A 14,121-nucleotide genomic window follows, 5' to 3' on the forward strand; every position below is an offset into this window, starting at 1 on the left:
ATGCGGCCCGAGGCCCTGACGGGCGATGCGCCGTGACCGCGGCGAGGCGTCTCGCGGACCTGGGCTGGCCGGACCTGGAGGGCCGCCGCCCCCTGGTGCTGCTGCCCCTCGGCTCCTGCGAGCAGCACGGCCCGCACCTGCCGCTGGACACCGACTCGGCGGTGGCCTCGGCCGTGGCCGAGCGGGCCGCGGCCCGGCTGCCGGGCGAACCGGACGTCGTGATCGCACCGCCCCAGCCCTACGGCGCCAGCGGTGAACACGAGGGCTTCCCCGGCACGGTGTCCATCGGGCACACCGCGCTGCGACTGCTGCTGACCGAGACCGGCCGCTCGCTGCTGCGCTGGGCGGGCCGTCTGCTGGTGGTCAACGGCCACGGAGGCAATCTGGCCGGGCTGGCCGACGCCGTGCGCACACTGCGCGGCGAGAGCCGCGACGTGGCCTGGTGGCCGTGCCTGCCCCCGGGCTGCGACGCCCACGCGGGCCGCACCGAGACCTCCCTGATGCTGCGGCTGCGGCCTTCGGCCGTGCGCGGCGACAGGGCCGCCACCGGACCCACCGAGCCGGTCCACCTGCTGATGGACCGGCTGGTCGCCGAGTCCGTACACGGGGTCAGCCCCTCCGGGGTCCTCGGCGATCCGGCGGGGGCCACGCCCACCGAGGGCGAACGGCTCCTCGACGGGATGGCCGACCGGCTGGCCTCCGACATCCGCGCCTGGCAGGTCTCCCCGCGGGGCCGGCTCGGCGTGTCCGGGCGGCGCCCGGTCACCGCCCGGACGGGGGACGGACGGTGACCGGGCGCCGGGTCGCCGTCGTCACCGGCGCCGCCCGCGGCATCGGCGCCGCGACCGTCCGGCACCTGGCCCGCGACGGCTGGGCCGTCGTCGCCGTCGACCGCTGCGCCGCCGACCCCGACGTGCCCTATCCGCTCGCCGAGCCGCACCGACTCGACGCGCTGGCCGAGGAGTTCGCCGACGTCCGCACCGTCCGGGCGGACGTCCGGGACGCGGCCGCGCTGGGCTCGGCCGTCGCGCTGGCCGAGAGCGAGTTCGGCGGGCTCGACGCCGCCGTGGCCGCGGCGGCGGTGATCGTCGGCGGGGCACCGGTGTGGGAGCACACCGACACGCAGTGGCGCACGCTGCTCGACGTGGACGTCCTGGGCGTGGCCCACCTGGCGCGCGCCGCAGTGCCCGCGCTGCTGCGCCGGCCGTGGCCGCGCAGCGGCCGGTTCGTCGCCCTCGCCTCGGCCGCCGCGCACCGCGGGCTGTGGGGCCTGGGCGCCTACTGCGCCGCCAAGCACGCGGTGGTCGGACTCGTGCGCGGCCTGGCCTGCGACCTGCGGGACACCGGCGTGGGCGCCGTCGCCGTGTCCCCGGGCTCCACCCGCACCGACATGCTGCGGGCCACGGCCGGTCTGTACGGCCTGCCCGGCATCGACACGCTCGCCGAACAGCAGCTCACCGGGCGCCCGCTGGAACCGGAGGAGGTGGCCGACGTGGTGGCCTGGGCCTGCTCGGCACGATCCTTCGCCGTCACCGGGTCGGTACTGCACGCAGACGGGGGGTTCACGGCATGACACGGCTCACGCGACACACGGGGGAGGGCACCCCGCAGCCGGGCGCGCTGCCGTCCCCGCCCGCCGACCGGCTGCCCGACGGGTTCGCGGTCGAACTCGCCGCCGACACCCGTCGCTCGCGCGACGGCCACCTGATGCTCGGCGGCTCGCCTCCCCGGCTGCTGCGCCTCCAGGCAGCGGCGGTCCGGCTGCTGCGGGACGGCGGGTTCGTCGTCACGGACGCCGGCAGCGCCGCACTCGCCCGCCGGCTCCTGGACGCGGGCGTCGCACACCCCCGCCCCCCGCTGCCACCGGTCCGCGACACCACGATCGCGATCCCGGTGCGCGACCGGGCCGACCAGCTCGACGGACTGCTGGCCGCGCTGCGCGCCGATCCGGCCACCGTGGCCCTGCCGGTCCTGGTCGTGGACGACGGCTCCCGCGACCCGGACGCCCTCGCCCGGGTGGCCCGGCGGCACGGCGCCCGGCTGCTCGTCCACCCGCACAACCTGGGCCCCGCCGCCGCCCGCAACACCGCGCTGCGCCACGCCCGCACCGCGTACGTCGCGTTCTGCGACTCCGACGTCGTGCCCGAACGGGGCTGGCTCGCGCCGCTGCTGGCACAGTTCGGCGACCCGGCGGTGGCCCTCGCCGCCCCCAGGGTGGTCGCCCTCCCGGTCCCCGGGCCGGGGCGCCTGGACCGCTACGAGCAGGTCCGCTCGCCGCTCGACATGGGGCCGCGGGAGGGTCCGGTCGTGCCGGTCTCGATGCTCGCCTACGTCCCGAGCGCGACCATCGTGGTCCGCCGCTGCGCGGTCGGCGCCGGGTTCGCCCCCGGCATGCGGGTGGGGGAGGACGTCGACCTGTGCATGCGGCTGCACGAGGCGGGCTGGCGGCTGCGCTACGTCCCCGCCGTCCGCGTGGGCCACCGGCACCGCACCGACCTGCGCGGCTGGCTCGCCCAGCGGGCCGGGTACGGCACCGGCGCCGCCGACCTGGCGCTGCGTCACCCCGGCCGGGTGCCGCCGCTGTACGCCGCTCCCTGGTCGCTCGCCGCCTGCGCGCTGCTCCTGCGGGGCAGACCGCTGCCCGCGGCCGCGGCGCTGGCACTGACGGCGGCGACCGCCGTACGGGTGGCGCGGCGCATGCCCGACGCCGACGCCCCCGCGCGGGCCGGGACCCTGCTGGCGCTCGCCGCGCTGCGCGGCACCGCCGAGCAACTGCTGCGCTGCGCCACCCGGCACCACTGGCCCCTCGCCGTGGCGGCCGCGGCCACCAGTCGCCGGGCCCGCCGGGTCCTGGCTGTTGCTGTCCTCGCCGAGGGACTGGCCGACCACCGCCGCTCGGGCACCTCGCTGGGACCTCTCACCCACACGGCGATCCGGCGCCTGGACGACCTGGCCTACGGCTGGGGCGTGTGGCAGGGCGCCCTGCGGCGCGGCACCGCCGCTCCGCTGGTTCCCCGCCTCGCCCTGCCGCTGCGCCACCGCGCGGGCCGCCGTCCCGTACGGCGCCCCTGGGAGCCCCACCCCGTGGCGCCGACCTCGCACCCGTCCGCCACGCCCACTGCGGAGACCTGGTGACGGCCGTACCGCCCCGCTGTGACCGCAGTGCCGCCCCGCTCCCCGAGGAGCGGACCCGTCGAGAGGCAGACCCGTCGCCCGGCCCGCACCCTCGGAGGAAACCGCGCGTCGATCGTCCGGCGGCGTGTCGATCGCGCCCGGCAGGGGACTCGTGGGGCGTGTCGTCGCCGTACGGAGGAGCCGATGACCCTCGACATCCGCCGGCCGCTCCCACGGGGCCCGGCCTGGATCCCGCCGGGCGTGTACGAGCCGCAGCAGGACACCTGGCTGCTGGCCCGGGCGATACGCCGTGAGGGGATCACCACCGGCACCGACGTCCTCGACCTGGGCACCGGCAGCGGGGTCCTGGCGCTGGAGGCCGCGCGGCTGGGCGCGCGCGTGACCGCGGTCGACATCTCCTGGCGGGCGGTGCTCACCACCCGGGTGAACGCCCTGCTCAGCGGGCAGAGCATCAGCGTCCGCCGCGGTGACCTCGCCACGGCCGTGGCCGGTGCCTCGTTCGACCTGGTGGTCAGCAACCCGCCGTACGTACCGTCCCCCGTCGGCGGGTCCCCGCGCGGTGCCGCGCGGGCCTGGGACGCCGGCTGGGACGGGCGTCTGCTGCTGGACCGCGTCTGCGACGCCGCGACGGCGCTGCTGCGCCCCCAGGGCTCCCTGCTGGTGGTGCACTCCGGGCTGTGCGGGGTGGAGGACACCCTGTCCCGGCTGTCCGGGGCAGGTCTCGTCCCCACGGTCGCGGACCGCGTCCTGATCCCTTTCGGCCGGGTGCTGAGGTCCCGGCTGCCCTGGCTGCGGCAGCGCGGTCTGCCCGCCGACGACATGGTGGAGGAACTGGTGGTCGTCCGTGCCGTACGAGCGTGAACGCATCTGCCGCATCCGTGCCGACCGGGACGGCCCGTTGCTGGTGGAGGGGCCGGTGGAGATCGTCGGTCCCGACGGCGAGGCCGTCGTGAGCCGACGGTTCGTCGTGGCGGTGTGCACCTGCCGCCGCAGCCGTACGTATCCGTGGTGCGACACCAGCCACCGGCGCCGCCGCAGGGCCGGGGACGAGCGGAACCCGGCCCGGGGGGAGACGCGCGAGTGACGACCGGCCGAGTCGAACCGCGCAGGGAGAGCCCGCCGCTGCCCCTCGCCAGGGGTCCGCTGTCGGGCGCCGTGCTCGGCGCGCTGCGCGACGGGGGCGCCCCGACGTCGCCCGCGCCGGTGGCGGACGGCGATCCCTACGGTGAGGACCTGCAGTTGGCGCTGTACGTGCTGTACGAACTGCACTACCAGGGGTTCGAGGGGGTCGACGACGACCGGGAGTGGGATCCCGCGCTCCTCGCCTTCCGCCGCGTCCTGGAGGACCGGTTCCTGCACGCCCTGCGTGCCGACGTCCCCACCGACGCCGGGGTGCGGGAGGCGCTGGACGGACTGCAGGTCGAACCGGCCGACGACGAGGGCACCGGGGTGAGCCACTTCCTGCGGAACGAGGGCCGGCTGGGCCACCTGCGGGAGTACGCCGTGCTGCGGTCGCTGTACCACCTCAAGGAGGCCGACCCGCACGCCTGGGTGATCCCGCGGCTGCACGGCAGGGCCAAGGCGGCCATGGCGGCCGTGGAGTTCGACGAGTTCGGGGCCGGACGGGCCGACGAGATCCACGCCGCCCTCTTCGCCGACCTGATGGAGGAACTGGGGCTCACCACGGCCTACGGGCACTACCTGGAGGCCGCGCCCGCGGAGATGCTCGCCACGGTCAACCTGATGTCCCTGTTCGGCCTCCACCGGAGTCTGCGCGGGGCCCTGGCGGGCCACTTCGCGGCCGTCGAGGTCACCTCGTCCCCCGGGTCGCGCCGACTGGCCGAGGCGCTGCGCCGAGCCGGCGCGGGCGGGGCCGCCGCGCGCTTCTACGACGAGCACGTGGTGGCCGACGCGGTGCACGAGCAGGTCGTACGCCACGACGTGGTCGGGGGGCTGCTGGAGAGCGAACCCGGCCTGGCGGAGGACGTCGTCCTCGGCATCCGGGCCACGGGCTTCCTCGAGGACCGGCTCGCCGCCCGGCTCCTGGACGCCTGGCGCGGTGGGCGCTCCGCCCTGCGCACCACCCCGGTGCCGTCGCGCTGACGGCGGCCGCACGACGCCGCACGACCGTACGCGGACGGGGAACACGACGCTGCCGCGGCCGGGCGCCGTACTCATCCGGACAGGTGCACCGGCGACGGCGCGGGAGTGTTTCGCGGAGCCGGGGTACTCGCCCGGCGCCCCGAAGGCAATGCATGACGGCGAGCGGTCGGCGAGCACCGCAGAAGGAGGCGTTCCGTGGAGCGGGACCGGGAGGAGCGGCCCGACGACGGCACGGACGGGGAGAGCCGGCCGCCCGGACCGCCGGCGGCCGCGGCCCGCCGGCCCGGAGAGCGGCTCGCCGACGCGGCGGACGGACGGCTGCCCGTGCTGGACGGCGGCGGCCGGCTGCTGCGCAAGGCGTTCCCCGAGCACTGGTCGTTCCTGCTCGGTGAGATCGCGCTCTACAGCCTGATCGTCCTCGTCCTCACCGGTGTGTGGCTGACCTTCTTCTTCCATCCGGAGATGCGCGAGGTCGTCTACGACGGACGGTACGTGCCGCTGCGCGGCATCCGCATGTCGGCGGCGTTCGACTCGACCCTGCAGATCAGCTTCGATGTGCGGGGCGGCCTCCTCATCCGGCAGATGCACCACTGGGCGGCCCTGGTCTTCGTCGCCGCGATCGGCCTGCACCTGCTGCGGATCTTCTTCACGGGGGCCTTCCGCAGGCCCCGCGAGATCAACTGGGTCATCGGGGTCACCCTGTTCCTGATCGCCCTCGCGGAGGGTTTCGCCGGCTACTCGCTCCCCGACGACCTGCTCTCCGGAACGGGTCTGCGCATCGCGCAGGGCATCATGCTGTCCCTGCCCGTCGTGGGGACGTACGTGAGCATGTTCGTGTTCGGGTCCCAGTTCCCCGGCGAGGACTTCATCAGCCGCCTGTACGGCCTGCACATCCTCCTGCTGCCCGGGGCGCTGATCGGTCTGGTCACCGTGCACCTGATCCTCGTGTTCCATCTGAAGCACACCCAGTGGCGCGGACCGGGCCGGACGAACGGGAACGCGGTGGGCAAGCCGCTCCACCCGCAGTTCACGGCGTCCTCGACGGGCCTGGCCTGCACCGTCTTCGGTGTGACGGCACTCCTCGGGGGGCTCGCCCAGATCAACCCGGTGTGGACGTACGGTCCCTACCGGCCGGACCAGGCGTCGACCGGCTCACAGCCCGACTGGTACGTCGGCTTCCTGGAGGGCGCGCTCCGGCTCGTACCGCCCTGGGAGACGAACGTCGCCGGGCACACGTTCATGTGGAACGTCCTGCTGCCGGCCGTCGTCCTGCCGGCCCTGCTGTTCCTCGTGCTGTACGCCTACCCGTTCGTCGAGCAGCGGCTGACCGGCGAATGGCGTGAGGAACGCCACCAGTGCGACCGGCCGCGGGACCGTCCGGTGCGCACCGGACTCGGCGTCGCCGGCATCACTTTCTACGGTGTCCTGCTGCTGGCCGGCGGCAACGACATCATCGCGGACACCTTCCGGGTCTCCCTGAACGCGCTGACCTGGATCCTGCGCGTCTCCCTGACCGTGGCTCCGGTCCTGGCCTTCCTGCTCACCCGGCGGCTGTGCCACGCCCTGCTGGAGGCCGAGCAGCGGCGCCTGAGCGAGGGGGAGGAGACCGGGGAGGTGCGCCAGACCGTGGAAGGGGGCTACGAGAGCGGCCACCGGCCCGTCAGCCGGTTCCGGCCCGGAGCACCCAGGAAGCCGCTCACTCCCCGCGAGTCGCGTACTGGAACGCCATCCCGAGAACGCCCCGGCCCAGTACGCCGACGCCGATGAGGAACAGCCACAGCCCGTAGACCACGCCGAGTGCGGCGACGGCGAACCCGAGCGCCGTGATCACGGGCCAGGAGCTGTGCGCGGGGAAGAACTCCAGGGGCCCGGATCCGTCCGCCACTTCGGCGTCCGTACGGTCCTGGGGGCGGCGCCCCCGGCGCCGGTACTGCACCGCGCAGAAGAAGGACACCAGGGCGGCCATGCCGAAGGCGATGATCAGTACCGCCGTACCGGCCGGTTCGCCCGACCACACGCCGTACAGCGCGGCGGACGCCCCGAAGAAGAGGGCGACGCCGCCGAAGAGCAGTGCCTCGATCTTCACCGCAGTCCCTCCTCCAGCGAGTGCCGCACGGTCTCGGGGTGGTGCAGGTCGAAGGCCGGCGACTCGGACCGCACGCGCGGCAGGGCCACGAAGTTGTGGCGCGGCGGCGGGCAGGACGTCGCCCACTCGAGTGCGCGGCCGAATCCCCAGGGATCGTCCGACGAGACGCGTTCACCGTGCCGGGCGGTGTGCCAGACGTTGTACAGGAACGGCAGCGTGGAGACCCCGAGCAGGAACGCCCCCACGGACGACAGCGTGTTGAGCAGGGTGAAGCCGTCGGCCGGGAGGTAGTTCGCGAAGCGGCGCGGCATGCCCTCGGCGCCGAGCCAGTGCTGCACCAGGAAGGTCAGCTGGAAGCCGGGGAACAGCAGCCAGAAGTGCAAGCGGCCCAGCCGCTCGTCCAGCATCCTCCCGGTGAACTTCGGCCACCAGAAGTAGAAGCCGGCGAACATCGCGAAGACCACGGTGCCGAAGAGCACGTAGTGCAGATGCGCCACGATGAAGTACGAGTCGGTGACGTGGAAGTCGAGCGGCGGGGCGGCGATGAGGACGCCGCTGAGCCCGCCCAGGAGGAACGACACGAGGAATCCGAGCGCCCACAGCATCGGTGTCTCGAACGACAGCGACCCCCGGTGCATCGTGCCGATCCACGCGAAGAACTTCAGCCCGGTGGGCACTGCGATCAGGAACGACGTCAGGGAGAAGAACGGCAGCAGCACGGCCCCGGTGGCGAACATGTGGTGCGCCCATACGACGGCCGAGAGCATGGTGATCGCGATCGTCGCGCCGATCATCGGCAGGTAGCCGAACTGCGGCTTGCGCGAGAAGACGGGGATGATCTCCGACACGACCCCGAAGAAGGGCAGCGCGACGATGTAGACCTCCGGGTGGCCGAAGAACCAGAACAGGTGCTGCCACAGCAGGGCGCCGCCGTTCGCGGCGTCGAAGATGTGCGCCCCGAACTTGCGGTCCGCCTCCAGGCCGAGCAGCGCCGCCGTGAGGACGGGGAACGCGGGCAGCACCAGGATCGAGGTGAACAGGACGTTCCAGGTGAAGATCGGCATCCGGAACATCGTCATCCCGGGGGCCCGCAGACACAGGATCGTGGAGATGAAGTTGACCGCGCCGAGCGTCGTCGAGACGCCCGTCACCACCAGGCCCATCACCCACAGGTCGCCACCGGCACCGGGGGAGTGGTACGCGCTGTTCAGCGGGGCGTAGGCGAACCAGCCGAACGAAGCGGCCCCGCCGGGCACCACGAATCCCGACACGACCATCAGTCCGCCGAAGAGGTACATCCAGTACGACAGGGCGTTCAGGCGCGGGAACGCCACATCCGGGGCGCCGATCTGCAGCGGCATCACCGCGTTGGCGAACCCGGCGAACATGGGCGTCGCGAAGAGCAGCATCATCACCGTGCCGTGCACCGTGAACAGCTGGTTGTAGACGTCCTGGGACATGAACTGCAGCCCGGGACGGGCCAGTTCCGCCCGCATTCCCAGGGCCAGCAGACCGGCGAGGAGGAAGAAGCAGAAGGCCGTGACCATGTACAGACGACCGATCACCTTGTGATCGGTCGTCGTGCTCCAGCTCAGCAGCGCCCGGCCGAGCGAGGACATCGGAGCGGTCTTCCGCCGGGCAGCGGGCGATTCCTTCGTCAGTTCCGTCATCGTCCTCCTCCACGGGCCGTCGCCCCGCGCGGCCGCGGGTCGCTCGCGTGGGCCGGACGGCAGGCGAGCGCAGCGCGGGTGCCCCGGTCGCCCTGCGGGAAACCGGTCCGGACGAAGAAGGAGCGGGGGGCCGGTCCTCGGCGCCGGCGCCGGTGTGGATCATGACCGTTCGCCGTGACGGTATCGCCGAGCTCCCCGCGGACGCCGTCGCGCCACGCCTGCGGGGGCAGGGTTCACGCGGTGGGCCGGGGCGGACGCACACGGCGGGGGCGCGCCGGACCCCATGGCGTGTTCCTCCGACCGGCAGGGGTATCCGAGGCCCATGACTCCGATCTCTGTGGAAACGATCGCCTCGGGTGCCGCGTGGGGCGTGATCGGCGCCTTCGTCGGCGGCCTTCTCGTCGCCGGTGCCCTGGTGTGGGCCGTCCGGCTCGGCATCAGGGTGCGCCGCCGGGAACCGGCGCCGCCGCGCCGCGCCGACCACCCCACCGTGCCGCCCTCCGGGCCGGTCGGGGCGTCCCGGGAGATGAGGGAGCCGAACGAGGTGCCGCGCACGGCGGACGGGAGCGCACGCCTCACCCCGCACGAGTTGGACGCCAGCGGAAGCAGGCGCAGCGAGAACCAGGACCGTCCCCGCTGGAGCCCGGGATCCAGCGGCTCCTTCGGCGGCGGCGGTCCGGGTGCGACCTGATCCGCCGGTCTTCGAGCGCCTGTCCGGACGCGAACTCCTCGGGTACACCGGCCGGCTGCGGCGGACGGGTCACGGCACGGGCGAGCGGGTCAGGAACGCGGCCCGCGGACCTGCCCGGCGCGCTCGGCCGCGTTCTTCTCCTTGATGCGGGCCGCTTCCTTGCGGACCCCCGCCTGGGTGGCGCGCTCCTTCTCCAGCCACTGGGGCGGGTCCTGCTTCAGCGCCTCGATCTGCTCGGTGGTCAGCGCCTCCGTGACGCCGCCGCGCGCGAGGCCCGCGATCGAGACGCCCAGCTTCGCCGCGACCACCGGACGGGGGTGCGGGCCGTTGCGTCGCAGTTCCCGCAGCCACTCCGGCGGAGCGGCCTGGAGTTCGTTCAGTTCGGCGCGCGAGACGGCGCCCTCCTGGAACTCGGCGGGGGTGGCGGGGAGGTACACGCCCAGCTTCTTCGCCGCGGTCGCGGGCTTCATCGTCTGGGTGGTCGGGTGCGACGTCATGCTGTCAAGACTATCGGCCGTGTCGGGGACCCCCGACCACGCACGGTAGCCTGGTGGCGTGACAGGCTCGGCAGCATCCCCGTCGTTCCGGCTCGCCTACGTCCCCGGGGTGACGCCCGCCAAGTGGGTGCGCATCTGGAACGAGCGCCTGCCCCACGTCCCGCTGACGCTCCTCCAGGTGCCGGTCGCCGAGGCGTCCGGAGCACTGCGCGACGGAGCGGCGGACGCCGGGCTGGTGAGGCTGCCGGTCGACCGCACGGTCTTCAGCGCGATCCCCCTCTACACGGAGACGACGGTGGTCGTGGTCCCCAAGGACCATGTCGTGACCGCGGCGGACGAGGTGTCCCTCGGGGATCTCGCCGACGACGTCGTGTTCCACCCGCTCGACGACGTCCTCGGCTGGGAGCAGCCGCCCGGGAGGCCCGCGGTCGAGCGCCCCGTCACCACGGCGGACGCCGTGGAACTCGTGGCGGCGGGCGTGGGCCTCCTTGTCGTCCCCCAGTCGCTGGCGCGCCTGCACCATCGCCGCGACCTCACGTACCGGCCGGTGGTGGACGCCCCGCAGTCGAGCGTCGCCCTGTCCTGGCCGGAGGAGGCGACCACCGACCTGGTCGAGGACTTCATCGGGATCGTCCGCGGGCGGACGGTCAACAGCACACGGGGCCGTGCGCCGGCCGGTACCGCCCCCGCGCAGTCGCAGCGCGGGCGCCCGGACGCGACGGAGACCGGGCGCAAGCCCGCGGCGGGGAAGACGACGGGCAAGAAGACCACGACGGGCAAGACCACGGCGGGCAGGAGCACGGCGGGCGGGAGCACACGGAGCGGTTCGGGCGCCGCCAAGGGCGGTCGGCGCGGCAGGCCTCGCCGCCGGTCGTAGCCGCGGGCCGGCGGGCCGTGCGAGACGGGGGCCGGAGCCCCAGTCTGGAGGTATCGGTCCCGGACCCGGAGGGTGCGATGAACACCATGCACGCGGTACGAGGGCACCGGCGCGGCGGCCCGGAACAGCTGACGTACGAGGTCGCGCCGCGCCCGGTGGCGGGCGGGGGAGAGGTGCTGGTCGCCGTCCGCTCCGCTTCGATCACCCTGGGCGAGCTGGACTGGGACGCGACCTGGACCGACCGCTTGGACGGCGACGGAAGCCTCCGAGTGCCGGTCATCCCCTCCAAGGAGATGTCCGGGGTCGTCGCCGAGGTGGGCCCGGGGGTGACGGACTGGGCTGTGGGCGACGAGGTGTACGGGCTGATCCCGTTCACCCGGGACGGGGCGGCCGCGGAGTTCACCACGGTTCCCGCGGCCGTGCTCGCCGCCAAGCCGCCGAGCCTCGACCACGACCACGCGGCGGCCCTGCCGCTCGCCGGGCTCACGGCGTGGCAGGGCCTGGTCCGGCACGGGGGGCTGCGGCCCGGCTCCCGCGTGCTGGTGCACGGCGGCTCGGGCGGCGTCGGTTCCCTCGCGGTGCAGATCGGGGTGGCGCTGGGCGCCTCCGTCATCGCGACAGCCACGGCGGAGGGCGCCGACTTCGTCCGTGCCCTGGGGGCCGACCAGGTCGTCGACTACCGTCTGCAGCGCTTCGAGGACCACGTCAGGGACGTCGACCTGGTCCTCGACACGGTGGGCGGGGACACCCAGGAGCGTTCCTGGCAGGTGCTGCGCCCCGGCGGTGTCCTGGTGAGCGTCGTCGCCCCACCGGACGCCTCGAAGGAGGGCGGCGTGTTCTTCGTCGTCGAGCCCGACCGGGCCGGCCTGGAGGAGCTGTCCCGGCTGGTCGCCGACGGCAGGCTGGTCCCGCGCGTGGACCGCGTGGTGCCGCTGGAGCTGGCCGCGCGGGCGTACGCGGCCCTGGAGGAGAGGCACCGGCGCGGGAAGATCGTGATCGAGGTCTCGTGACCGCGCCGGCCGCAGGCGGGCCCGCCGACTACGACGACGCGGCGGCCGAGTCCGCCAGCCAGGCGTAGGCGGCGCGGGCCGTGAACTCCTCCTGCCCGCCGCGCAGCAGCAGCCCCGCGGCCGCGAACGCCGGGTCGTCGGCCTGGGCGGCCACGTACGGGATCGCGATGCACCGCATCCCGGCGGCGTGCGCGGCGGCGGCCCCCGGCGCCGCGTCCTCCAGCACCACACAGTCGGCGCTGGGCGCACCGAGGCGGCGGGCGGCCTCCAGGAAGACGTCCGGGGCCGGTTTGCCGTGCGTGACCTCGTCGGCCGAGACCGCCGCCGTGAACCAGGACGCGAGTCCCGTGCCCGCCAGGATCGCCTCGACGGCCTCCGGTGAGGAGCCCGAGGCCACCGCCATCGGAACCTGCTCGCCGGCCAGCAGTTCCACGAGCTTCCGCATCTCCGGGTACACCGGAGTGGAGGCACGGGCCAGGTCCAGGTAGTGGCGGTTGGCCCTGGCGAGCAGCGTCTCCAGCGGGGTGTCGATGCCGTAGCGCTCCTTCCACAGCGCGAGCGTCTCCCGCGTGCTGATGCCCACGTAGCGCTGGTGCTCCGCCCAGGTGAAGCCGGTGACGCCGTGCTCGGCGAGGATCTGTCGTCCCACCTCGAAGTAGTTGGGCTCGCTGTCCACGAGGGTTCCGTCGAGATCGAAGATGACCGCGGTGGTACCGAGGGTGCTCATGAGGTCAAGGATGCCAAGGAGGCGGAGGGCCCGGCCCCGGACGGCTCACGGCCCCGGCCCGCGTCCGCCGCGTCGGCGGCCCCAACCTGACCCCTTTTGGTCTAGACCTGCGCTACCGTCGTCCCGGCATGCGTCGGCGAGAGGGGACGGCAGTGGCGAGCGGCGGCGGACGGCGGCGGGCGTACATCGGCTCGTTCACGGCGGCCGGAGGGCGCGGCGTCCTCACGGCGGCCGTGGACCCGGACACCGGTGCGCTCACCGTGCTCGGCGCCGTGGACGGCGTACCCGACCCGTCGTACCTCGCGGTGTCCGGGGACATGCTGTACGCGGTCAGCGAGACGGCCGACGGCGCGCTCGCCGCGTACCGCCTCGGCGGCGCCACACCCGAACTCGTGGGCGCGCCCGTGCCCGTCGGCGGCAGCGGGCCCACGCACCTGAGCGTGCACGCAGGCCACGTCCTGACCGCCAACTACGGCTCGGGCAGTGTCACCGTCGTCCCGCTGCGGAGCGACGGCGCGGTGGCGGACGGTCCTTCCGCCGTCCTGCGGCACCGGGGGTCGGGGCCGGTCCCGCAGCGCCAGCAGCGACCGCACGCCCATCAGGTGCAGCCCGACCCGAGCGGGCGGTGGATCGTCAGCGTCGACCTCGGCACGGACTCGGTCCGTGTGTGCGTGCTGGAGGGCGGTGCGCTGCGGCCGCACCGCGAGATCGCGCTGCGCCCCGGCGGCGGGCCGCGCCACCTGGCCTTCCACCCGGACGGGGACCGCGCCTACGTCCTCAACGAGCTGACGCCGACCGTCACCGTCTGCCGCTGGGACGCCGACAGCGGCGTCCTGACGCCGGTCGCCGAGAAGCCCGTGCTGCCGGACCCGCCCGCGGGCGACGCCTATCCCTCGGGGATCGTCGCCTCGCCCGACGGGCACGTCGTGTGGACCGCCACGCGCGGCGCGGACGTGCTCTCCGTGCTCGCGGTCGAGGGCGACGCACTGAAGCCGGTGGCCACGGTGCCGTGCGGGGGCGCCTGGCCGCGCGCGATCACCTTCTCGGACGGTTTTCTGTACGCAGCCAACGAACGCTCGGGGGATGTGACCTGGTTCGCCGTGGACCCGGGGTCGGGGGTGCCGCGGCGGGGCGGATCGGTGCAGGCGCCGGCGGCTTCCTGTGTCGTCCTCGGCTGACCCGGACGCCGCGGGACGTCCCCGTGATGAGAGCCGTCGGAGCGGGCACGTGCAGGCGGCAGGCCACACGCAAGGAGCTCGGCCGGGAAACCCCGGCCGAGCTCCTGCACGGACCGCCCACGACCTGACCGATACGACCCCGTGGCG

The 14,121-nt window shown here is 74.4% G+C and carries 15 protein-coding genes; 11 read left to right on the plus strand and 4 right to left on the minus strand.

Annotated features, from left to right (window positions below):
• The first annotated feature begins 32 nt into the window (after window positions 1-32).
• The 7 genes from mftE to ACFYMU_RS21515 all read left to right on the plus strand — a co-directional run bounded on the left by mftE (window position 33) and on the right by ACFYMU_RS21515 (window position 7,005).
• The gene (gene mftE / locus ACFYMU_RS21485) at window positions 33-791 is read left to right on the plus strand and encodes a mycofactocin biosynthesis peptidyl-dipeptidase MftE (protein ID WP_388375349.1); all 759 of its coding nucleotides are present in this window, start codon (window positions 33-35) and stop codon (window positions 789-791) included.
• Window positions 788-1,573: a mycofactocin-coupled SDR family oxidoreductase gene (locus ACFYMU_RS21490; RefSeq protein WP_388375351.1), complete on the plus strand. Its 786-nt coding sequence runs from the start codon at window positions 788-790 to the stop codon at window positions 1,571-1,573. The genes mftE and ACFYMU_RS21490 overlap by 4 nt, the downstream gene beginning before the upstream one ends.
• Window positions 1,570-3,135 (plus strand): mycofactocin biosynthesis glycosyltransferase MftF, encoded by a 1,566-nt coding sequence (gene mftF, locus ACFYMU_RS21495; protein WP_388375354.1) that lies wholly within the window; start codon window positions 1,570-1,572, stop codon window positions 3,133-3,135. Before ACFYMU_RS21490 ends, mftF begins: the two co-directional genes overlap by 4 nt.
• Before the next feature lie 183 nt (window positions 3,136-3,318).
• Window positions 3,319-3,996 (plus strand): HemK2/MTQ2 family protein methyltransferase, encoded by a 678-nt coding sequence (locus tag ACFYMU_RS21500; RefSeq protein WP_388375356.1) that lies wholly within the window; start codon window positions 3,319-3,321, stop codon window positions 3,994-3,996.
• The gene (locus tag ACFYMU_RS21505) at window positions 3,980-4,219 is read left to right on the plus strand and encodes a CDGSH iron-sulfur domain-containing protein (RefSeq protein WP_388375358.1); all 240 of its coding nucleotides are present in this window, start codon (window positions 3,980-3,982) and stop codon (window positions 4,217-4,219) included. The genes ACFYMU_RS21500 and ACFYMU_RS21505 overlap by 17 nt, the downstream gene beginning before the upstream one ends.
• A complete protein-coding gene (locus tag ACFYMU_RS21510) occupies window positions 4,216-5,238 on the plus strand; it encodes an iron-containing redox enzyme family protein (RefSeq protein ID WP_388375360.1) in 1,023 nt (340 codons plus the stop codon). Before ACFYMU_RS21505 ends, ACFYMU_RS21510 begins: the two co-directional genes overlap by 4 nt.
• Before the next feature lie 324 nt (window positions 5,239-5,562).
• Entirely contained in the window at window positions 5,563-7,005 is a 1,443-nt protein-coding gene (locus tag ACFYMU_RS21515; protein ID WP_388375737.1) for a cytochrome bc complex cytochrome b subunit, read from the plus strand.
• Here ACFYMU_RS21515 and ACFYMU_RS21520 read toward each other — a convergent pair.
• A complete protein-coding gene (locus ACFYMU_RS21520) occupies window positions 6,935-7,324 on the minus strand; it encodes a cytochrome c oxidase subunit 4 (protein ID WP_388375362.1) in 390 nt (129 codons plus the stop codon). The genes ACFYMU_RS21515 and ACFYMU_RS21520 overlap by 71 nt on opposite strands.
• Window positions 7,321-8,994: a cytochrome c oxidase subunit I gene (ctaD, locus tag ACFYMU_RS21525; RefSeq protein WP_388375363.1), complete on the minus strand. Its 1,674-nt coding sequence runs from the start codon at window positions 8,992-8,994 to the stop codon at window positions 7,321-7,323. The genes ACFYMU_RS21520 and ctaD overlap by 4 nt, the downstream gene beginning before the upstream one ends.
• A 322-nt stretch (window positions 8,995-9,316) precedes the next feature.
• On the opposite strand from ctaD, the gene ACFYMU_RS21530 reads away from it, so the two are divergent.
• Window positions 9,317-9,685: a DUF6479 family protein gene (locus ACFYMU_RS21530; RefSeq protein ID WP_388375365.1), complete on the plus strand. Its 369-nt coding sequence runs from the start codon at window positions 9,317-9,319 to the stop codon at window positions 9,683-9,685.
• Between the two features lie 89 nt (window positions 9,686-9,774).
• Here ACFYMU_RS21530 and ACFYMU_RS21535 read toward each other — a convergent pair whose 3' ends face one another.
• Window positions 9,775-10,182 (minus strand): DUF5997 family protein, encoded by a 408-nt coding sequence (locus ACFYMU_RS21535; RefSeq protein ID WP_388375367.1) that lies wholly within the window; start codon window positions 10,180-10,182, stop codon window positions 9,775-9,777.
• A gap of 58 nt (window positions 10,183-10,240) precedes the next feature.
• Between ACFYMU_RS21535 and ACFYMU_RS21540 the strand changes: the two genes are divergently transcribed.
• The gene (locus tag ACFYMU_RS21540) at window positions 10,241-11,059 is read left to right on the plus strand and encodes a LysR substrate-binding domain-containing protein (RefSeq protein WP_388375370.1); all 819 of its coding nucleotides are present in this window, start codon (window positions 10,241-10,243) and stop codon (window positions 11,057-11,059) included.
• Between the two features lie 77 nt (window positions 11,060-11,136).
• On the plus strand, window positions 11,137-12,069 hold the full coding sequence (locus ACFYMU_RS21545; protein WP_388375373.1) for an NADP-dependent oxidoreductase: 933 nt from the start codon (window positions 11,137-11,139) through the stop codon (window positions 12,067-12,069).
• A gap of 28 nt (window positions 12,070-12,097) precedes the next feature.
• On the opposite strand, the gene ACFYMU_RS21550 is transcribed toward ACFYMU_RS21545, so the two are convergent.
• On the minus strand, window positions 12,098-12,796 hold the full coding sequence (locus ACFYMU_RS21550; protein WP_388375375.1) for an HAD family hydrolase: 699 nt from the start codon (window positions 12,794-12,796) through the stop codon (window positions 12,098-12,100).
• Between the two features lie 128 nt (window positions 12,797-12,924).
• Between ACFYMU_RS21550 and ACFYMU_RS21555 the strand changes: the two genes are divergently transcribed.
• Window positions 12,925-13,974: a lactonase family protein gene (locus ACFYMU_RS21555; protein ID WP_388375378.1), complete on the plus strand. Its 1,050-nt coding sequence runs from the start codon at window positions 12,925-12,927 to the stop codon at window positions 13,972-13,974.
• The last annotated feature ends 147 nt before the right edge of the window (window positions 13,975-14,121 follow it).

It is taken from the genome of Streptomyces sp. NPDC007264 (assembly GCF_042869095.1).
Classification (GTDB): Bacteria; Actinomycetota; Actinomycetes; order Streptomycetales; family Streptomycetaceae; genus Streptomyces.

Bases quoted from the DNA above. Each gene is read 5' to 3' on its own strand.
- mftF (WP_388375354.1), top strand. From the start codon at position 1,570: ATGACACGGCTCACGCGACACACGGGGGAGGGCACCCCGCAGCCGGGC.
- ACFYMU_RS21500 (WP_388375356.1), top strand. From the start codon at position 3,319: ATGACCCTCGACATCCGCCGGCCGCTCCCACGGGGCCCGGCCTGGATC.
- ctaD (WP_388375363.1), bottom strand. From the start codon at position 8,994: ATGACGGAACTGACGAAGGAATCGCCCGCTGCCCGGCGGAAGACCGCT.
- ACFYMU_RS21530 (WP_388375365.1), top strand. From the start codon at position 9,317: ATGACTCCGATCTCTGTGGAAACGATCGCCTCGGGTGCCGCGTGGGGC.
- ACFYMU_RS21535 (WP_388375367.1), bottom strand. From the start codon at position 10,182: ATGACGTCGCACCCGACCACCCAGACGATGAAGCCCGCGACCGCGGCG.
- ACFYMU_RS21545 (WP_388375373.1), top strand. From the start codon at position 11,137: ATGAACACCATGCACGCGGTACGAGGGCACCGGCGCGGCGGCCCGGAA.
- ACFYMU_RS21550 (WP_388375375.1), bottom strand. From the start codon at position 12,796: ATGAGCACCCTCGGTACCACCGCGGTCATCTTCGATCTCGACGGAACC.
- ACFYMU_RS21555 (WP_388375378.1), top strand. From the start codon at position 12,925: ATGCGTCGGCGAGAGGGGACGGCAGTGGCGAGCGGCGGCGGACGGCGG.